This window comes from Labrys okinawensis, from assembly GCF_002982075.1.
Taxonomy (GTDB): domain Bacteria; phylum Pseudomonadota; class Alphaproteobacteria; order Rhizobiales; family Labraceae; genus Labrys; species Labrys okinawensis_A.
The window spans coordinates 140,670-159,388 of sequence record NZ_PUEJ01000010.1 but is presented as its reverse complement, the minus strand read 5'-3'; the positions used below and the strand labels follow the sequence as shown (position 1 = coordinate 159,388).

Below are 18,719 nucleotides of genomic sequence, written 5' to 3'. Positions count from 1 at the left end.
GTGACCCCTAGAAGGTCCCCGGCCGGCGTGATTCCTCTCGCCGCCGCCATGGGCTGGAAAAGGAAAGGCCGGTGCATCGCTGCACCGGCCCCCGCTCGGCTCTCTCTGGATGGTTTTTGAGTTCTTAGACCGAGTAGTACATCTCGAATTCGACCGGATGCGGCGTCATCTCGAAGCGCATCACTTCCTGCATCTTCAGCTCGATGAAGCTGTTGATGAAGTCGTCGGTGAACACGCCGCCCTTCTTGAGATATTCGCGGTCCTTGTCGAGGGCAGAAAGGGCCTCGCGCAGTGAGCCGCAGACGGTCGGGATCTTCTTGAGCTCCTTGGGCGGCAGGTCGTAGAGATCCTTGTCCATCGCCGGGCCGGGATCGATCTTGTTGAGGATGCCGTCCATGCCGGCCATGAACAGGGCGGCAAAGGCGAGATAGGGGTTCGCCGCCGGATCGGGGAAGCGGACCTCGACGCGCTTGGCCTTCGGGCTGGTGGTGTAGGGAATGCGGCAGGAGGCCGAGCGGTTGCGGGCCGAATAGGCCAGCAGCACCGGCGCCTCATAGCCGGGAACCAGGCGCTTGTAGGAGTTGGTCGAGGGGTTGGTGAAGGCGTTCAGCGACTTGGCATGCTTGATGATGCCGCCGATATAGTGAAGGCAGGTCTCGGAGAGGTCGGCATATTTATTGCCGGCGAAGACCGGCTTGCCGTCCTTCCAGATCGACTGGTGCACATGCATGCCCGAGCCGTTGTCGCCGAAGACGGGCTTGGGCATGAAGGTCGCCGTCTTGCCATAGGTGTGGGCGACGTTGTGGATGGCATATTTGTAGATCTGCAGATGATCGGCCATCGTCACCAGCGTGCCGAACTTCATGCCGAGTTCATGCTGGGCGGAGGCGACCTCATGGTGGTGCTTTTCGACCACGACGCCCATCTGCTGCATGGCAGCCAGCATTTCCGAGCGCATATCCTGGGCCGAATCCAGCGGGGGAACCGGGAAGTAGCCGCCCTTGGTGTTGATGCGGTGGCCAAGATTGCCGCCTTCATATTCGGTGTCGAAGTTGGAAGGCAGTTCGGTCGAATCGAGCTTGAAGCCGGTGTTGTAGGGATCGGCCTTGAAGCGGACGTCGTCGAAGACGAAGAATTCGGCTTCCGGGCCGAAATAGGCGACGTCACCGATGCCGGTCGACTTCAGATAGGCCTCGGCGCGCTTGGCGATGCCGCGCGGGTCGCGGCTGTAGCCTTCACCCGTGGAGGGTTCGACCACGTCGCAGGTGATCGACATCGTCGCCGCGGAGAAGAAGGGATCCATCGTGGCGGTGGTGGGGTCCGGCATCAGGCACATGTCGGATTCGTTGATCGCCTTCCAGCCGGCGATCGAGGAACCGTCGAACATGGTGCCTTCGGTGAAGATCTCCTCATCCACCAGGGAGACGTCGAAGGTCACGTGCTGCCACTTGCCGCGCGGGTCGGTGAAGCGGAAATCGACATATTTGACGTCATTGTCCTTGATCGCCTTCAGGACATCCTTGGCGGTCTTCATCTTGTGCAACCCTTTCGTTCGTTTGGGCATGATCTTATGAGGCGCAGGCAGAGGCCCGCTGATTGCCACGGCGTTTTGCGATTGGACGGGATCACCTGGAACCGCAAAGACGCGTCGATACAAAGAACCAGAGCAAATGAGCGTTCGGTGACGAACGCACTTTGATCTAGATGGCGTCGAGGCCGCTCTCGCCGGTGCGGATGCGGATGGCTTCCTCGATATTGAGGACGAAGATCTTGCCGTCGCCGATCCGGCCCGTCTGGGCGGCCTTGCGAATGGCGTCGATGGCGCGCTCGACACGCTCGTCCGGCACCACAACCTCGATCTTCACCTTGGGAAGAAAATCGACGACATATTCGGCGCCGCGATAAAGTTCCGTGTGGCCTTTCTGCCGCCCGAATCCCTTCGCTTCCGTCACCGTAATGCCCTGCAGACCGACCTCCTGCAGCGCTTCCTTCACCTCGTCCAACTTGAAGGGCTTGATGATGGCTTCAATTTTCTTCATGGGGTCTCCTCGATTTCAGCACATAGTGCGCAGAAACCTCCTTGCTGGTAGCAGGTCGCATGCCAAACCGCCAACAGGAAAATTTTCTTTTATCTTCAACGTGTTGAGACCTAAGGTGCTGAAAAATGGGCAAGCGCTACCGAAAGACTGCACAATTTTTTGGCGGGCTGCCAATAAAATATGCGGCGTGAGAGGGTAATTTTCGGCCCGTGACGGCAGCAAACGCATTTTTTCCACCGAATGCGACGAGGTGGCGCATGCTGGGGAAAGCTTGGAGGACGTCTTGATCGAGTTGCTGACCCCATCCGAAATGGCCGATGCGGATCGTCTCGCCATCGCCGAGGCCACCACCGCCGACCAGTTGCTCGAGCGGGCGGGGAGGGCGGTGGCCGATGTGGCGGCGCGGCATCCCTTCAACACGCCGATCCTGGTTTTGTGTGGAACGGGCCTGAACGGGGGCGATGGTTTCGTTGCCGCCCGCATCCTGCGCGAAAGAGGCTATCGGGTCCGGCTTGGCCTGCTGGGCCCGGCTTCGGCGCTGGGGGGAGAGGTCGCCTACGCTGCCGAGAAATGGGGGCAGCCGGTCGAGAATGCGCTGGCCCTTTCGTTCCCCAGGGAGGGAATCATCATCGATGCGCTGCTCGGCGCCGGGCTTTCCCGTGACATTGGCGGCACGCTCGCCGGTTTGGTCGAGCGGATCAATGCTTCCGGCCTGCAGGTCATCGCAGTCGATCTGCCCTCCGGCATCGATGGGGCGACCGGCCAGATCCGCGGCGTGGCCGTGAAGGCGCGCGAGACGGTGACTTTTTTCCGGCGCAAGCCGGGGCACCTGCTCTTGCCCGGCAAGCTCAATTGCGGCGCCGTCCGGGTTGCGGATATCGGCATTGCGGACAATGTGCTGGCCACTATCCGACCCCGGACTTTCGTCAACCAGCCGGACCTGTGGCAGCCCGGTTTTCCGCATCCCGAACCGGCGGGACATAAATATGCGCGGGGGCATCTGGTCGTCCTGTCCGCGGGCATCGAAGGGACGGGGGCGGCGCGGCTGGCGGCCAAGGCTGGATTGCGCGTCGGCGCCGGTCTCGTGACTGTCGCCAGTCCTTCCGACGCCCTCGCCATCCATGCCGCCTCGCTCGACGCCATCATGGTGCGGCGCTGCGATGGGCCGGAAGGCCTCGCCGTCTTGCTGGAGGATGCGCGGCGCAATGCGTTCGTCGTCGGACCCGCTTTGCCGCCGGACGAGGAGACCCGGGCCAAGGTCGACCTGGTGCTTTCTTCCTCGCGTGCCGTGCTGATCGATGCCGGAGCGCTTTCCGCCTTTGCCGCCGAACGCATTCATTTCATCGCCACGTTGCGGGCGGCGCTCGGGCCCGTCGTCCTCACGCCCCATGAGGGCGAGTTCGCGCGCGTCTTCGACGACATCGCCGGAAAACACGCGGCCAAGCTCGACCGGGCCCGCGCGGCTGCCGAGGCAACCGGCGCGGTCATCGTGCTGAAGGGGGCCGATACCGTAATCGCAGCGCCGGACGGGCGGGCCGCCATCAACGCCAATGCGCCGCCTACCCTGGCGACGGCCGGCTCCGGCGACGTGCTCTCAGGCCTGATAGGCGGGCTCCTCGCTCAATCGATGCCGGCCTTCGAAGCCGCCAGCGCCGCCGTCTGGCTCCATGGCGAAGCGGCCAATCTGTTCGGGCCGGGCCTCACCGCCGACGACCTGCCTGCGATGCTGCCCAAGGCTCTCGCCGCCTTGGCGTCATTGCGGCCTTCGTGATCAATGCCGCACCGGCTCATTCCGAGCTTTCCGCGAACAGGTCGATCCCGGTGGATCTGCCCGGATGCTGCGGCATCCGGGGAGCCGTGGGGCCTCGATTATTTGTCGCTCGCCGCGAAATGCGCCATCTGGCCGTCATAGGCTCGTTTGAAGGCCGGGCGCGCGCAGGCTCGATCGACATAGGATCGTGTGGCCGGAAAATCGCCGGCAGCCCTTACCTTCGGCACGCGAAGAGCCTCCGTCATCACAATGTCGGCGACGGTGAATTGTCCCGCGGCAAGCCATTCGCGCCGTGCCAGCACCGTTTCCAGATGCTGCAGGCGCTGGAACAGCCAGCCTTCGAGCGGGTTGGTGGCCTGCTTGGACAGGCCGATGAACCACCAGGGCACCGAAACCATCTCGATCGAGTTGAGCGCGGCGATCGTCCATTCCAGCGTCGCTGCTTCTCCTTTGGGATCGCGTGGCATCAGCTTCTCGCTTTTTCGAGCCAGATGCAGAAGACAGGCGCCGCTTTCGAAAAGGGCGATGTCCCCGTCCTCGATGAAGGGCACCTGGCCAAAAGGTTGGCGCGCGAAATGCTCCGGCCCGCGGTTATGGAAGGAAACCGACTTTACGTCGTAAGGGAGGCCAGCCTCTTCGCAGGCCCAGCGCAATCTGATGTCTCGAACGTGACCGCGGGGGCCCGGTGGCACCCAATCATAAGTCCATATCGTCAAGGCGTTGGTCATGTTGCTCCTCCACTTGCGCGGTGCGGCTGACAGCTTACGGGTCTCGACTACTTCGCTCAATCGACTGGAATGTGGCTCATGGTGACGGGCTCGCCCTTGGTGTTGGTTGAAGACTGGCGCCAGCCGACGACCTCCGTAACCAGAACAATCCGCTTCCCCCGTTGCTCCCAAGCTGATGCGTATGGAGCACCGCGAGATCTTGTGCGCGCGGCCGGATTCTGGTGTGACTTTCAAGTCACGCCCGCTGAGCCACACTGCCGGCACAAAAGAAAAACCTGGCGGTCCCGGTCATGGAAGAAATCTACGGCCTGAGTTTCCTGGTGCTTTTCAGTTTGAGCGCCGTCGGCGGGGTGATCTTGCGCAGGCGCCTGCACGAAGAACACCTCTCGAAGGAGAACATGGAGGCGGTGCGCCTGGTGACGGGCCTGCTGGTGTCCTTCGCCGCCCTGATCCTGAGCCTGCAACTTTCCACCTCCAGGGCCGACTTCGACGCGGCCAGCAAGGATCGCTCGACCTATGCGGCGCATCTGGCGAGCCTCGACCAATGCCTGCGCGATCTCTCCCCGCGAATGGAGCCGACGCGCCAGCTGCTGCGCCGCTACACCGCCGCGGTGATCGCCAGCACCTGGCCCGACGAGCCGGCGCCGGAGGTCAAGATCATGCTCGACACCAAGGACATGCCGCTCATGGGCGAGGACAAGGTTCTTGCCGGCATGATGAACCAGATCGGCCTGGCGATCGATTCGTTCCAGCCGACCGATGGCATCGGCAAGAACATCGCCGCGCGCTGCCAACTGGACTACAGGGCGGCGCTGACGGGGCGCTGGGCCGTCATCGAGGATACGCATGCTCCATCCGGCGTGTCCTTCACGCTGATCATCAGCTTCTGGCTGGCCCTCGTCTTCCTCAGCTTCGGCCTTCAGATCTCGCAGCGCCTGTTGAGCAAGATCGTGCTTGCCATCGGCGTCGTGTGCGTATCGAGCGTCATGTTCGTGATCATCGACCTCAAGATTCCCTATGGCGGTTTCTTCGGCATCTCCAGCATCTCCATGCGCGACGCGCTAACCGACATGAATCGCGATTGAATCGCTGGAGGGGCCTGTCGTCTCGAGGCTTTCCGCATGACGGCCCTTATTCCAAGGTTCAGGTCACCTCGAACCAGGTCAAGAGATCATCCTTCCTGGAAGGGCCGCAGGCGCGGCCGTGCAGGAGCCATTTGCCCGGATTATCCGCTGTGAACACCGTATGCACGGTTTCTCCCGGACCGATTGCGACCGTGTCGACCCAGTAGGGCTGCCACTCGTCGTCGAAGGGATGGAGGATGCGCATGGCGTGGCCGTGCACATGCACGGCCTGGTCGATAGGCGTTTTGTTGGCGAGGCCGAGATCGACGAGGCTGCCTCGCTTGACCGAGAACAAAGGCTTGTCGGGCAGCACCGAGCCGCCGCCGTTCCGGCCTGACAGCGCTAGGGCGACGCGCTTGGCCTTCTGCAGCGCAAGTGCGGCCGGCAGATCGGGGCGCGGCAGCACCAGGGGCGGCAGAAAGGCTGGGCGAAGCGGCGCCGCACCGTTCGAAACGAGGTGAGCGAGAATGACGACGTCGCCGTCGCGATCCAATGCGATACCGGCCTCGCTCCCCTTTGTGAGCAGGCCGTCGACCGCAATGTCGGCGCGCCCGCCGGGCGGCAGGTCGAGGCGACCGTGATTGGGGGCGAAGGGTGTGTCGACGGGGTGGCCGTCGATGGCGACGATGGTGGCCGGAAAACCGGCCAGGGCGAGTTTGGCGATGCGCGTCGCCGCGGCGTTGACGAGACGCAGTCGGACACGCTCATTGGGAGCGAGGCTGATCGTTTCGGCCGGCTTCGAATTCGCCGTGATGGTCGGCTTGCTATCGGCGGTGGCCTGAATCTGCCCGTCGGCACCGATGTTCCAGTCGTCGATGACGAGAACCAGGTCTCGGTCTACCTTTGGCGGTTCATCCTCGTCGACGATCAGGACGCCATAGAGGCCGGCCTCGCATTGTGACAAGAAAGGGCCAAAGGCGGGAGGATGGTACCAGAAGGTGCCGGCATCCGGCGGCGTGAACGCGTAGTCGAAGCCTTCGCCCGGTTTCACCGCCTGCTGGGTCAGGGCGGGAACGCCGTCCATGCTATTGGCGAGGCGCACGCCATGCCAATGGATCGTCGAGGGGGCGTCGAGACGGTTTGCAAAGCGCAGCTTCACGGCCTGGTTGCGCTTCGTGCGCAGGAGAGGTCCCGGCGTCGAGGCGTCGAAACACTGCGTCCGGGTTGGCTTGACGCTGCCTAGCAGGGGGAGTTCGCCGGCCGCGGCCGTCAAGGTCAGGCCCGGAGCGGCCGGTGCGGGGCGCGTGAGAGCAAGGCTGGCCAGGGTGACGCCGAGCCCGGCAAGAAGCTGACGCCGATCGAAACTGCCGGTCATCGGTGGGTCCTCCTGGCTGGGCAGTGGCTATTCCCGCCTGCCGGGAAGGTTGCTCGAAGGCCGGGAGCGACGCTGCGGCCGGCTGTTGCGGCCGCACGCGAATCCTCAACTCCAAATATCATGCAGGAGACGGCATTTTTTTGCTGCATCAATTTCATGACATGCTATATGGCGCCACTCGTTTCGCAGAATGCAAGTTTTGCGAAAGGGAGCCCTATTTGCGGGCGTGGCGGAACTGGTAGACGCGCTGGATTTAGGTTCCAGTGATGAAAGTCGTGGGGGTTCGAGCCCCTCCGCCCGCACCACGATCGGCCTCGACGGCTTAAAGACGGGGCAGCTACGAACTCACGGATTCGGGACAAGAATATGCAGGTGACCCAAACCCTGGCCGATGGCCTGAAGCGGGAATTCAAAGTGGTGGTGCCGGCGGCTGATATCGCCTCGCGCACCGATGCCCAATTGGAAGACATGAAGGGCAAGGTCCGCGTCAACGGCTTTCGTCCGGGCAAGGTGCCGGTGGCGCATCTGCGTCGTCTCTATGGCCGCTCGGTCACGGCCGATGTCGTCAACAATTTCGTTGGCGAAGCCAATCGCAAGATCGTCGATGACAACCAGATCAAGCTGGCCATGGAGCCCAAGCTCGATTTCGGTGCCGACGACGAAGGCGTGACCCAGGTGCTCGACGGCAAGGCCGATCTTGCCTGGACCGTCGCCGTGGAAGTGCTGCCGACCTTCGAGGTAGGCGACATTTCCGGCATCAAGATCGTCAAGCCGGTGGCCGAAGTCTCCGACGAAGAGGTGCAGTCGCGCCTCGAGGATCTGGCCCGCCGCAACGTCACCTATGCCGACAAGAAGGCCAAGTCGAAGGCCGAGAACCACGACCGCGTGATCGTCGACTTCGTCGGCAAGATCGACGGCGTCGAGTTCGACGGCGGCAAGGGTGAGGACATTTCCGTCGACCTCGGCTCCAAGACCTTCATTCCCGGCTTCGAGGACCAGCTCATCGGCGTCACCGCCGGCCAGGAGAAGACCATCGAGGTCAAGTTCCCCACCAACTATGCCTCCGACACGCTGGCCGGCAAGGACGCCACCTTCGACGTCAAGGTCAAGGCGGTGCAGGCTCCGGCTGAGCTCGTCATCGACGACGAGCTTGCCAAGTCTGTCGGCCTCGAATCGCTCGACAAGCTCAAGGAAGTGATCAAGAGCTCGATCGAAGGCGAGTACAACGCCGCCTCGCGCAGCAAGGTGAAGCGCCAGCTTCTCGATGCACTCGATGCGAAATACTCCTTCGATCTGCCGCCGACCCTGTTCCAGCAGGAGTTCGACAATGTCTGGCTGCAGGTCGAGCGCGAGATGCAGCAGACCGGCCGCACCTTCGAGCAGGAGAACACCACCGAAGAGGCCGCCAAGGAAGATTATCGCAAGATCGCGGCCCGCCGCGTTCGCCTCGGCCTCGTGCTGGCCGAGATCGGCGAGAGCAACAAGATCCAGGTGACCGACGAAGAGGCGACTCGCGCCGTGATCGAGCGTGCCCGCCAGTTCCCGGGCCAGGAGCGCCAGATCTGGGAGTTCTACACCAAGAACCCGCAGGCGATCGCCGAGCTGCGCGCGCCGATCTTCGAGGACAAGGTTGTCGACCACATCCTCTCGCTCGCCGACATCACCGAGAACAAGGTCTCCAAGGAGGAACTGTTCAAGGAAGACGACGAGCAGGCCGCTTCTGCCGCTGCCGAGGAAAAGCCGGCCAAGGCCAAGAAAACCAAGGCCGCCAAGCCTGCCGAGTCAGCAGAATAAGGCTGTGCCGGGCCATCCTGGTTCGTCGAGACGAATATGCGATGGCCGGGCTTGCCCCGGCCATTGTCGTTCTCGAACGTCCCCGAACTTGCAAAAGGCGGGGAGGGGACTTGCAGGACCGGGTTTGACGACACATTTGCGACAAGAGGGCCCGTCTCTTCTCGGGCTAACCTCCCTCGACAACCGTCGCGCCTTCATGTCCCTGCGGGCGACAGGAAGGTTCACTTGACAAACAGGCTCGCGATCCCTGCCCTGACAGGAACATGGACTGCCGAGATTCGCTTGCTGGAGAGATTGATGCGAGATCCGATCGACTTCTATACCAACAACCTCATACCGACCGTGGTCGAAAGCACCAATCGCGGCGAGCGTGCCTGGGATATCTATTCGCGGCTGATGCGCGAACGCATCATCTTTCTGACCGGCCCGGTGGAGGACTACATGGCCTCCATCGTGGTGGCCCAGCTGCTGTTCCTGGAAGGGGAGAACCCCAAGAAGGAAATCGCGATGTACATCAACTCGCCGGGCGGGGTGGTGACGGCGGGCCTGTCGATCTACGACACGATGCAGTTCATTCGCTCGCCGATCTCAACGCTTTGCGTCGGCCAGGCGGCTTCGATGGGATCGCTCCTGCTGGCCGCCGGCGAGAAGGATCTGCGCTTTGCCCTGCCCAACGCGCGCATCATGGTGCACCAGCCTTCGGGCGGATATCAGGGCCAAGCGACCGACATCCTGATCCACGCCGAAGAAACGCGCCGCGTGAAGCAGAGGCTGAACGAAATCTACGTCAAGCATACCGGCCAGGACATCAAGTCGATCCAGGAGGCCCTGGAGCGTGATAATTTCATGGATGCGGAGCAGGCCAAAGCTTTCGGTCTGGTCGACCATGTGAGCGAGAAGCGGCCGGAGGAAGCCTCGCCCAAGCCTTAATGTAACCCTGCGGGAGATCCCTGCACGAGTTTCGCCACAGTTCGTTGCAATGGATATCGGTAATGATCTGTTGACGTGGGGGGCGCTAGATTCCAGCATTGGACCCGCTGGATGCAGCGTCACCGGAGAATGCAGGGGCAGCCATCATTTGGCATAGCCCTTGCAGGACGAGCTTAGTCGATGCAGGTACGCCTGCGGGATTGTGTTTACAGCCACGGGATTTCCCGTGGGATTATGCGGAATGTCCGTTCCGCCGAGAGAGCCCGAAAGGGGGATGCCATGACCAAGGCCGGCAGCGATACCAAGAACACGCTCTACTGCTCGTTCTGCGGCAAGAGCCAGCACGAAGTTCGCAAGCTCATCGCCGGCCCGACGGTATTCATCTGCGATGAATGTGTCGAGCTGTGCATGGATATTATTCGCGAGGAGAACAAGTCCTCGCTGGTGAAGTCGCGCGACGGGGTGCCTACCCCGCGTGAGATCTGCAAGGTGCTCGACGATTATGTGATCGGCCAGATGCAGGCCAAGCGCGTGCTCTCGGTGGCCGTGCACAATCACTACAAGCGTCTCAACCATGCCACCAAGCACAGTGATGTCGAACTGGCGAAGTCCAACATCCTGATGATCGGACCGACCGGTTCGGGCAAGACGCTGCTCGCCCAGACCATGGCCCGCATCATCGACGTGCCCTTCACCATGGCCGATGCCACGACCCTGACGGAAGCCGGCTATGTCGGCGAGGATGTCGAGAACATCATCCTCAAGCTGCTGCAGGCGGCCGACTATAATGTCGAGCGCGCCCAGCGCGGCATCGTCTATATCGACGAGGTCGACAAGATCAGCCGCAAGTCCGACAATCCCTCGATCACCCGTGACGTCTCGGGCGAGGGCGTGCAGCAGGCCTTGCTGAAGATCATGGAAGGCACGGTGGCCAGTGTTCCGCCGCAGGGCGGGCGCAAGCATCCCCAGCAGGAGTTCCTGCAGGTCGACACCACCAATATCCTCTTCATCTGCGGCGGTGCCTTCTCGGGCCTCGAGAAGATCATCTCCAGCCGCGGCAAGGGCACCTCGATCGGATTCGGCGCCCGCGTGGTGACGCCCGAAGACCGGCGTACCGGCGAGATCTTCCGTGAGGTTGAGCCCGAGGATCTGTTGAAGTTCGGCCTGATCCCGGAATTCGTCGGGCGTCTGCCAGTCATTGCGACCTTGGAAGATCTCGACGAGCCGGCGCTGATCAAGATCCTGACCGAGCCGAAGAATGCGCTGGTGAAGCAGTATCAGCGCCTGTTCGAGATGGAGGGGATCGATCTGACCTTCCAGGACGAGGCCTTGTCGTCGATCGCCAAGAAGGCGATCGAGCGCAAGACCGGTGCGCGTGGCCTGCGCTCGATCATGGAGGGCATCCTGCTCGACACCATGTTCGAACTGCCCGGCCTCGACGGTGTCGAGGAAGTGGTGATCTCCAAGGAAGTCGTCGACGGACAGGCCAAGCCGCTCTTCATCTATTCCGAGAAGCAGGAGGTTTCCTCCACCGGCTGATGTCCGCCGGAGCAATGCTCGATATGCAATGCCGGCCTGTGGCCGGCATTGTCATGTCGACACCTTCCTGCAGACATGTTGAAATGCATGGCTCGGGCGATGTCCCGCTCCGCTGTGATCGACCATTCGCCGCAGCGGCCTTCGATTGCGCTTGACGTCGGAGGGGGGTATCGTGGGCTAGGAGAGACCAGCTCGATTCGAGCCGGTTTCCGTAGAAAAATGCAGGTTTTGGCTAATTGTCGCTACTTTTCGGAGAGTCCTTTCAAGAGTGGCCCGAGGTTCCCGGCAATCAATCCGAAGTCGATCGAACAGAAATTTGTAGCGAGGTTCGCAGGTGCGAGAACGAAAATCGAGACAGCGCAATTTACCGGGATTAGCCGGCTTGACACTGTGCTTGGTGCTCTCCACCTAACCCTTATCGAAGCAACTGTGCCCATCCGGGGCAGTTGGAATACCTCCGAGGTCGCTCTTCGTGTTGGCCGGGAGGATAGCGCCGCTGGTACGGCTATTGCAGCGTGGAACGGCGCAGGAAAGGATATGCAATGACGACGAATAAGCAGCGTCCTCCGGTGCCGGCAGGCACCGTCGATACGTTCCCGGTGTTGCCTCTGCGCGATATCGTGGTGTTCCCCCACATGATCGTGCCGCTTTTCGTTGGCCGCGAGAAGTCGATTCGGGCGCTGGAAGAAGTCATGCGGACCGACCGCCACATCCTGCTGGCGACGCAGCTCAATGCCGCTGAGGATGATCCGGCGCCGGACGCCATCTACAAGCTCGGCACGCTGGCTACCGTGCTGCAATTGCTGAAGCTGCCCGACGGCACGGTGAAGGTGCTGGTCGAGGGCGTCGACCGCGCACGCGTGCTCTCCTATTCCGGGCATGACGATTTCTATCAGGCCGAGGCCGAGGTCCTGGGTGACGGCAATGGCGAGAAGATCGAAGCCGAAGCGCTTGCCCGTTCCGTGGTGGCCGAATTCGAGAGCTATGTGAAGCTCAACAAGAAGGTGTCGCCGGAAGTCGTGGCCACGGTCACCCAGATCGAGGATTATTCGAAGCTCGCCGACACCATCGCCGCACATCTTGCGGTGAAGATCGCCGACAAGCAGGAAGTGCTGGAGATCCTGTCGATCCCGGCGCGCCTGGAGAAGGTGCTCGCCCTGATGGAAAGCGAGATTTCCGTCCTGCAGGTCGAGAAGCGCATCCGTACCCGCGTCAAGCGGCAGATGGAGAAGACCCAGCGCGAGTACTATCTCAACGAGCAGATGAAGGCGATCCAGAAGGAGCTCGGTGACGAGGAAGGCAAGGACGAACTCGGCGAACTCGAACAGAAGATCAAGGACACCAAGCTCTCCAAGGAGGCCCGCGACAAGGCGCAGGCCGAGATGAAGAAGCTGCGTCAGATGTCCCCGATGTCGGCCGAGGCCACCGTCGTGCGCAACTATCTGGACTGGCTGATTTCCTTGCCCTGGGGCGACAAGTCCCGGATCAAGAAGGATCTGCCGCATGCCCAGGAGATCCTCGATGCCGATCACCATGGCCTGGAAAAGGTCAAGGAACGCATCATCGAGTATCTGGCGGTGCAGCAGCGCGCCAACAAGCTGACCGGTCCGATCCTGTGCCTCGTCGGCCCGCCCGGCGTCGGCAAGACGTCGCTCGCCCGTTCGATAGCCAAGGCGACCGGCCGCGAATATGTGCGCATGTCGCTCGGCGGTGTCCGGGACGAGGCCGAGATCCGTGGCCATCGGCGCACCTATATCGGCTCGATGCCCGGCAAGGTCGTTCAGTCGATGCGCAAGGCCAAGAAGCAGAATCCGCTCTTCCTGCTCGATGAAATCGACAAGATGGGCCAGGATTTCCGCGGCGATCCGTCTTCGGCTCTGTTGGAAGTGCTCGATCCCGAGCAGAACTCGACGTTCAACGACCATTACCTCGAGGTCGACTACGACCTGTCGAACGTGATGTTTGTGACCACGGCGAACACGCTCAACATTCCGCCGGCGCTGCTGGACCGCATGGAGATCATCCGTCTCGCCGGTTATACCGAAGACGAGAAGGTGGAGATCGCCCGCAAGCATCTCATCCCCAATGCCGTTCAGAAGCATGGCCTGAAGGCACGTGAGTTCTCGATCGACGACGAAGCGCTGCTCAATCTGGTGCGTCGCTACACGCAGGAAGCCGGGGTACGCAACCTCGAGCGCGAGATCTCGAACCTGACCCGTAAGGCCGTCAAGGACATCCTGATGTCCAAGAAGAAGACGGTCAAGGTGACGAACACGGTGCTCGAAGACTATCTCGGCGCCCCGCGTTACCGCTACGGCCAGGCCGAACTCGAGGATCAGGTGGGTGCGGTTACGGGCCTGGCCTGGACCGAGGTGGGTGGCGTGCTTCTGACCATCGAGGCGGTCATGATGCCCGGCAAGGGCAAGATGATCGTGACGGGCAATCTGAAGGACGTCATGCGCGAGTCGATCTCCGCGGCTGCCTCCTATGTCCGTTCGCGCGCCATCGACTACGGCATCGAGCCGCCGCTGTTCGACAAGCGCGACGTGCATGTGCATCTGCCGGAAGGCGCAACGCCCAAGGATGGCCCCTCGGCCGGCATCGCCATGGCCACCGCCATGGTGTCGGTGATGACGGGCATCGCGGTTCGCCGTGACGTTGCCATGACCGGTGAGGTCACCTTGCGTGGCCGGGTGCTGCCGATCGGCGGCCTGAAAGAGAAGCTGCTCGCCGCCTTGCGGGCCGGCATCAAGACCGTGCTGATTCCGGAAGAGAACGCCAAGGATCTGGCCGAACTTCCCGACAATGTGAAGAACGGTCTTGAAATCGTGCCGGTTTCCCGGATGGAGGAAGTTCTGCGCAGGGCGCTGGTGCGCATGCCAGAGCCCATCACCTGGGACGAGGACAAGAACGCGCCGCCGCCGGCTGTCGTCGGAGATGACGCCAACGCTGTCGTCGCGCACTGACACTGAAACGATCTGCAAGCGGCCGCGCCCCAAAGGGTGCGGCCGCTTTCTTTTGCCTTGCGAAGCGGGCACAAGCGCAATAGACAGGGGCCGTGCGCGGGACCTTTCCGTGCTGGGGCGGTTAGCTCAGTTGGTAGAGCATCTCGTTTACACCGAGAGGGTCGGCGGTTCGAGCCCGTCACCGCCCACCAGAACATTCGATCAGTTTGGCCTGTCGACTTGCAGGCTTGATGGGTGCTCAGCGCCGGGCTGATGCCACCTGGCGCATTGCCAGCTGCGCTTCCTGCCGGTGGACCTCGATCGAGTCCAGGCTCTTGTCGAACAAGGGCGGGTCGCCTTCCAGATAGGTCGCCGCCCAAGTCTCCGCCTCGACGAGGTCTTCGAAAATCGGTGCGTCCGGCAGCGGTTCGACGTGAGCGCCACGGCGTTTCATGATGATGAACCAGCTCATCCGCGTCGTCCTGATCATTGAACTCCTAAATGAAATGCGCATCGCGGCACGGGGGTTCCACGCCACGCTCGTTTCACGCGGCGGCGATGGGCTGGCGGGCCGGATAGGCTCGCAGCGTGCACGGGCAAGGGTGTCACCGGGAAGGTGCAGCAGGATCCATGGTGTCTGAGCCCCATGGTCTTCGCAAGATCCTGCGTGATGGGGCCGGATTGACATCGGGCTGATGCCGACCTATGCGATTGTCACCTGCTGATTTGAGCGGAAGGTTTCATGTCAGAGCTTGTGAGAAACCGCTGACCGTCTCGATTTGACGAGACATGAGGAAGCATTGCGAGGCGCGGCGGCCGGATCGGCCGGGTGCGCAGGCGATGCTTGTCATGGTTTCTGCGACAGGCTCCACCATCATGAATATCTCACGGGGCGAGCAGCGTGTGCTGCACGTGCTGGCCCAGGGCGGGCATATCCGCCATCATCGCGGCGATAACGGCCGCATCCATCATGTCGACTGCTTCACCCGCGACGGCCATCGTCTGGCCGATTGCACGCTTGAGACATTCGGCAAGCTCCACCGCAAAAGGCTGATCGAATCCCATGCCTCCGGCCCCTACCGCATCTCGCGCAAAGGGCGGGAGAGCGTGCGCGCTCAGGCCGACAACCGCTGAACGAGGGAAATATCATGCAGATCCGACCAGAACGTGCCGATGATATCGATACCATCCGCGCGATGACCAGGGCCGCCTTCGAAGGAAAGCCATATAGCAGCCAGACGGAGGCGGCGATCGTCGACGGCTTAAGGGCGGCGGGGGCTTTGACCTTGTCCCTGGTGGCGGAAGAAGAAAGCGGGGTCGTCGGCCATGTCGCCTTTTCGCCCGTCACCATCGATGGGGCTTTCCGGCATTGGTACGGGCTGGGGCCGGTATCGGTGCGACCGGACCGCCAGAAAAACGGCATCGGGCGAGCGCTGATCGAGACTGGCCTCGCCGACCTCCGCCGGCAGGAGGCGCAAGGCTGCGTCGTCCTGGGAGATCCCGCCTATTACGGCCGCTTCGGCTTCAAGAACGAGGTTCGGCTTTGCCTTCCTGGCGTGCCGCCTGTCTATTTCCAGTGCCTGCCCTTCGGGGCTGACATGCCGCAGGGAGACGTGGCCTACCACCCGGCGTTCGAGGCGAAATAGCGGACCGGCCTGCCGCGACCAAGACGCGGCGGGCCGCCTCTCAAGCCCCGAAAGCCGGCCAAGCCTCGTCCGCCGGTGCGATCACCGCCGGCGGGCGGGGCCATTCGATGGCAAAGGCCGGGTCGTCATAGCGATAGCCGCGCGCATGGCCGGGAACATATTTGCGGCCCATGCCGTACAAGACGTCCGTTCCGGCTTCGAGCGTCAGGAAGCCGTGGGCACAGCCTTCGGGAATATAGAGTTGATGCAGGTTGTCGGCGCTCAGCTCGGCGCCGACCCATTGGCGAAAAGCCGGGCTGTCCGGCCTGAGATCGACCACGACGTCATGGATCTTCCCTCGCGCCACCTGGACGAGCTTGGCCTCGGCATGAGGAGCCTTCTGGAAGTGCATGCCGCGCAGGGTGAAAGCCTTGTCGTTGCGCGAGAGATTGGTTTGCACCGGCGCAAAGACGATCCCGGCGGCGGCGAACTCGTCCGGGCAATAGGTGCGGGCGAAAAAGCCGCGATCGTCGCGCTGCGGCTCCGGCTCGATCAGGAAGCAGCCCGGGATGCGGGTCTCGACGAAGATCACGGCGTGAGCCTGATGCTGGGCACGGCCGTCACGAAGGAACTGCCCGGCGGCATCAGCGGACGCGTCTGCTCCATCACTTCCTCGGCGATGTTCCAGGGCAGGATGACAAGATAATCGGGTGCGATCTCGCTGATCTTGTCGGGCGAGAGGATCGGGATCTGGCTGCCGGGCAGCAGGCGGCCCTGCTTGGCCAGGGAACGGTCGAACACAGCCACGATATCGGCGGGGCCGACGCCGCAGAAATTCAGGAAGGTGTTGCCCTTGGCGGCGGCGCCATAGGCGGCGATGGTCTTGCCGGCGGCCTTGGCCTCGGCCAGGAAGGCGAGGAAGCCGCGCTTGACCTCGGCGACCTTGGCAGCAAAGCCTTCATAGCCGGCCAGAGCGTCGAGACCGGCGGCATGCTCCTTGGCGCGCAGGGCGTCGAGCCTCGCGGAAGGCCGGTGGCTGGACGCCAATGGTGCCGCGAACAGACGCAGCGAGCCGCCATGGGTCGGCAGTTCCTCGACATCGATCGCCTTGAGGCCGACGGCGGCGAACACCTTCTCGACCGTCACCAGCGAGAGATAGGAAAAATGCTCGTGATAGATGGTATCGAACTGCACCTTCTCGATCAGATTGAGCACATGCGGGAATTCGAAGGTGACGACGCCCTCGGGTTTCAGCAAGGCGGCGAAGCCGCCGACGAAATCGCGGATATCGGGGACATGGGCGAGCACATTGTTGGCAGCCATGAGGTCGGCGCGCTTGCCCTGGCCGACGAGACGTCGGGCGGTTTCGACGCCGAAGAAGGCGACTTCGGTATCGATGCCCTTGGCCCGGGCCGTCTCGGCGACATTGGCAGCAGGTTCGACACCGAGCACCGGTACGCCAGCGGCTTTGAAATGCTGCAGCAGGTAGCCGTCATTGGAGGCGACTTCGATCACCAGCGAATTGGCGCCGAGCTTGAAACGCTCGATCATAGCTTGCGCATAGCGCTTGGCATGCGCCACCCAGCTGTCCGAATAGGAAGAGAAGTAGGCGTAGTCGGAGAAGATCGCGTCCGGCGGGACGGAATCATCGACCTGGACGAGCAGGCAGCTCGGACAGACGCGCGCATGCAGCGGGAAGCTGCGCTCGGGATTGCTGTCGTCTGGCAGGCGATAATCGTTGGCAAGCGGCATCGAGCCGAGATCGCACAAGGTCGTCGTCAGCGGCGTAGCGCAGAACCGGCAATGAGGAAGCGTGGACGTGGCAGCGGGCATGGCGGCGGTCTCAGGGCGTCGAGAAACGGGAGATCTGATCGAGGGTGAAGGCGTGCATGTCCTGCCCGGCGGCCTCGGCAGCATACCATTGCGCCGTCCATTCCAGACTGGCCGGGCCGGCGAGCCGATCCTGCCAGCCGAGCAGCGAGCGGGCACGCTCGGAATCGACGGTCAGCGCCTTCATCTCGATGGAACCGGGCACGGGTTTGTGCAGCCAGTCCGGCTTGCGGCCAAGCGCCTGGAAAATCGCATCGGCCACCGCCGAAACGGGCAGGGGACGGGAAGGGTCGGGACCAAAGTTCAGTGCGCGCGGCGTGTCCGCGACAGTGGCCAGCCGTTCGGCATAGACGAGATAGCCGTTCACGCAGTCGAGCACATGCTGCCAGGGTCTGACCGCCTCGGGGTGGCGCAGTTCGAGCGGCTTGCCGCCGCGCACGGCGCGCACGATGTCCGGGACGAGCCGGTCGGCCGAATGGTCGCCGCCCCCGATGACGTTGCCGCCGCGTGCAGTGGCAGCCGGCACCCGTGCCTTGTCGAAATAGGAGCGCGCATAGGAATAGGTGACGATCTCGGCAGCCGCCTTGGAAGCCGAGTAGGGATCCTTGCCGCCGAGCTTGTCATCCTCATGGAAGGCCTCGCCTGTTTCCTCGTTGAGATAGACCTTGTCCGAGGTCACCGCGAGGATGCAGGCGAGTGCCGGCAGGGAGCGCAGGGCTTCCAAGAGGTGCACCGTGCCCATGACGTTGGTGCCGAAAGTCTCGAGCGGATCGGCGAGGGAACGCCGCACCAGGGCCTGGGCAGCCAGGTGCAGCACGATTTCGGGTTGGGTCGCCTCCACGGCCCGGCGCACGGCTTCGGCATCGCGAAGGTCGCCAAGGATCGACCGGACGGAACCGTCGACGCCCGCGGCTGCAAATAGGGGCTGGTCGGCGGCCGGCGGCAGCGCAAAGCCGGTAACCTCCGCCCCAAGCCGATGCAGCCACAAGGCCATCCAGCTCCCCTTGAAGCCTGTATGGCCGGTAAGAAACACCTTCCTGCCCCGCCAGAAAGCAGGTGATGGCAAAATGCCTGCGGCC

General features: G+C 62.7%; 16 protein-coding genes and 2 tRNA genes. 10 read left to right on the top strand and 8 right to left on the bottom strand.

Translation table 11 applies throughout. The features are described from left to right. Positions 1-124 precede the first annotated feature (124 nt). Positions 125-1,534 (bottom strand): type I glutamate--ammonia ligase, encoded by a 1,410-nt coding sequence (gene glnA, locus C5L14_RS24065; protein WP_105864604.1) that lies wholly within the window; start codon positions 1,532-1,534, stop codon positions 125-127. Positions 1,535-1,700: 166 nt separating this feature from the next. After that, positions 1,701-2,039: a P-II family nitrogen regulator gene (locus tag C5L14_RS24060; protein WP_068296275.1), complete on the bottom strand. Its 339-nt coding sequence runs from the start codon at positions 2,037-2,039 to the stop codon at positions 1,701-1,703. Between the two features lie 286 nt (positions 2,040-2,325). Here C5L14_RS24060 and C5L14_RS24055 point away from each other — a divergent pair, with 286 nt between their 5' ends. Further along, entirely contained in the window at positions 2,326-3,810 is a 1,485-nt protein-coding gene (locus tag C5L14_RS24055) for an NAD(P)H-hydrate dehydratase (RefSeq protein WP_105864713.1), read from the top strand. A gap of 98 nt (positions 3,811-3,908) precedes the next feature. On the opposite strand, the gene C5L14_RS24050 is transcribed toward C5L14_RS24055, so the two are convergent. Further along, positions 3,909-4,538: a glutathione S-transferase family protein gene (locus tag C5L14_RS24050; protein WP_105864603.1), complete on the bottom strand. Its 630-nt coding sequence runs from the start codon at positions 4,536-4,538 to the stop codon at positions 3,909-3,911. A gap of 290 nt (positions 4,539-4,828) precedes the next feature. Between C5L14_RS24050 and C5L14_RS24045 the strand changes: the two genes are divergently transcribed. Beyond that, the gene (locus tag C5L14_RS24045) at positions 4,829-5,623 is read left to right on the top strand and encodes a hypothetical protein (protein WP_105864602.1); all 795 of its coding nucleotides are present in this window, start codon (positions 4,829-4,831) and stop codon (positions 5,621-5,623) included. Positions 5,624-5,681: 58 nt separating this feature from the next. Here C5L14_RS24045 and C5L14_RS24040 read toward each other — a convergent pair whose 3' ends face one another. Then, complete coding sequence (locus C5L14_RS24040) at positions 5,682-6,977, bottom strand: multicopper oxidase family protein (RefSeq protein WP_105864601.1); 1,296 nt, start codon at positions 6,975-6,977, stop codon at positions 5,682-5,684. 220 nt (positions 6,978-7,197) lie between these two features. Between C5L14_RS24040 and C5L14_RS24035 the strand changes: the two genes are divergently transcribed. The 6 genes from C5L14_RS24035 to C5L14_RS24005 all read left to right on the top strand — a co-directional run bounded on the left by C5L14_RS24035 (position 7,198) and on the right by C5L14_RS24005 (position 14,397). After that, a tRNA-Leu gene (locus tag C5L14_RS24035) sits at positions 7,198-7,282 on the top strand. 61 nt (positions 7,283-7,343) lie between these two features. Then, a complete protein-coding gene (tig, locus tag C5L14_RS24030) occupies positions 7,344-8,771 on the top strand; it encodes a trigger factor (RefSeq protein WP_105864600.1) in 1,428 nt (475 codons plus the stop codon). 297 nt (positions 8,772-9,068) lie between these two features. After that, positions 9,069-9,701, top strand: coding sequence for an ATP-dependent Clp protease proteolytic subunit (locus C5L14_RS24025; RefSeq protein ID WP_105864599.1), 633 nt, complete (start codon positions 9,069-9,071; stop codon positions 9,699-9,701). 279 nt (positions 9,702-9,980) lie between these two features. Next, a complete protein-coding gene (gene clpX / locus C5L14_RS24020) occupies positions 9,981-11,240 on the top strand; it encodes an ATP-dependent Clp protease ATP-binding subunit ClpX (protein ID WP_068296294.1) in 1,260 nt (419 codons plus the stop codon). A gap of 542 nt (positions 11,241-11,782) precedes the next feature. After that, complete coding sequence (lon, locus tag C5L14_RS24010) at positions 11,783-14,206, top strand: endopeptidase La (protein ID WP_105864597.1); 2,424 nt, start codon at positions 11,783-11,785, stop codon at positions 14,204-14,206. Positions 14,207-14,321: 115 nt separating this feature from the next. Then, a tRNA-Val gene (locus C5L14_RS24005) sits at positions 14,322-14,397 on the top strand. Positions 14,398-14,444: 47 nt separating this feature from the next. On the opposite strand, the gene C5L14_RS24000 is transcribed toward C5L14_RS24005, so the two are convergent. Further along, positions 14,445-14,657, bottom strand: coding sequence for a hypothetical protein (locus tag C5L14_RS24000; protein WP_105864596.1), 213 nt, complete (start codon positions 14,655-14,657; stop codon positions 14,445-14,447). A gap of 404 nt (positions 14,658-15,061) precedes the next feature. Here C5L14_RS24000 and C5L14_RS23995 point away from each other — a divergent pair, with 404 nt between their 5' ends. Together C5L14_RS23995 and C5L14_RS23990 are read left to right on the top strand one after the other, a co-directional pair. After that, positions 15,062-15,319, top strand: coding sequence for a YjhX family toxin (locus tag C5L14_RS23995; protein ID WP_105864712.1), 258 nt, complete (start codon positions 15,062-15,064; stop codon positions 15,317-15,319). A 14-nt stretch (positions 15,320-15,333) separates the two neighbouring features. Then, the gene (locus C5L14_RS23990) at positions 15,334-15,831 is read left to right on the top strand and encodes a GNAT family N-acetyltransferase (protein ID WP_105864595.1); all 498 of its coding nucleotides are present in this window, start codon (positions 15,334-15,336) and stop codon (positions 15,829-15,831) included. 40 nt (positions 15,832-15,871) lie between these two features. On the opposite strand, the gene rfbC is transcribed toward C5L14_RS23990, so the two are convergent. From rfbC to rfbG, 3 genes are read right to left on the bottom strand one after another with little or no spacing between them, the layout of a single operon-like run. Further along, positions 15,872-16,402, bottom strand: a complete 531-nt coding sequence (gene rfbC, locus C5L14_RS23985) for a dTDP-4-dehydrorhamnose 3,5-epimerase (protein ID WP_105864594.1) — start codon at positions 16,400-16,402, stop codon at positions 15,872-15,874. After that, on the bottom strand, positions 16,399-17,643 hold the full coding sequence (locus tag C5L14_RS23980) for a class I SAM-dependent methyltransferase (protein ID WP_105864593.1): 1,245 nt from the start codon (positions 17,641-17,643) through the stop codon (positions 16,399-16,401). Before C5L14_RS23980 ends, rfbC begins: the two co-directional genes overlap by 4 nt. Before the next feature lie 10 nt (positions 17,644-17,653). After that, a complete protein-coding gene (rfbG, locus tag C5L14_RS23975; protein ID WP_428832653.1) occupies positions 17,654-18,709 on the bottom strand; it encodes a CDP-glucose 4,6-dehydratase in 1,056 nt (351 codons plus the stop codon). Positions 18,710-18,719: the final 10 nt, after the last annotated feature.

Excerpts from the sequence above, each read along its gene's own strand:
- glnA (WP_105864604.1), bottom strand. The coding sequence starts at position 1,534 with ATGAAGACCGCCAAGGATGTCCTGAAGGCGATCAAGGACAATGACGTC.
- C5L14_RS24060 (WP_068296275.1), bottom strand. The coding sequence starts at position 2,039 with ATGAAGAAAATTGAAGCCATCATCAAGCCCTTCAAGTTGGACGAGGTG.
- C5L14_RS24050 (WP_105864603.1), bottom strand. The coding sequence starts at position 4,538 with ATGACCAACGCCTTGACGATATGGACTTATGATTGGGTGCCACCGGGC.
- C5L14_RS24045 (WP_105864602.1), top strand. The coding sequence starts at position 4,829 with ATGGAAGAAATCTACGGCCTGAGTTTCCTGGTGCTTTTCAGTTTGAGC.
- C5L14_RS24040 (WP_105864601.1), bottom strand. The coding sequence starts at position 6,977 with ATGACCGGCAGTTTCGATCGGCGTCAGCTTCTTGCCGGGCTCGGCGTC.
- tig (WP_105864600.1), top strand. The coding sequence starts at position 7,344 with ATGCAGGTGACCCAAACCCTGGCCGATGGCCTGAAGCGGGAATTCAAA.
- C5L14_RS24025 (WP_105864599.1), top strand. The coding sequence starts at position 9,069 with ATGCGAGATCCGATCGACTTCTATACCAACAACCTCATACCGACCGTG.
- clpX (WP_068296294.1), top strand. The coding sequence starts at position 9,981 with ATGACCAAGGCCGGCAGCGATACCAAGAACACGCTCTACTGCTCGTTC.
- lon (WP_105864597.1), top strand. The coding sequence starts at position 11,783 with ATGACGACGAATAAGCAGCGTCCTCCGGTGCCGGCAGGCACCGTCGAT.
- C5L14_RS24000 (WP_105864596.1), bottom strand. The coding sequence starts at position 14,657 with ATGAGCTGGTTCATCATCATGAAACGCCGTGGCGCTCACGTCGAACCG.
- C5L14_RS23995 (WP_105864712.1), top strand. The coding sequence starts at position 15,062 with ATGAATATCTCACGGGGCGAGCAGCGTGTGCTGCACGTGCTGGCCCAG.
- C5L14_RS23990 (WP_105864595.1), top strand. The coding sequence starts at position 15,334 with ATGCAGATCCGACCAGAACGTGCCGATGATATCGATACCATCCGCGCG.
- C5L14_RS23980 (WP_105864593.1), bottom strand. The coding sequence starts at position 17,643 with ATGCCCGCTGCCACGTCCACGCTTCCTCATTGCCGGTTCTGCGCTACG.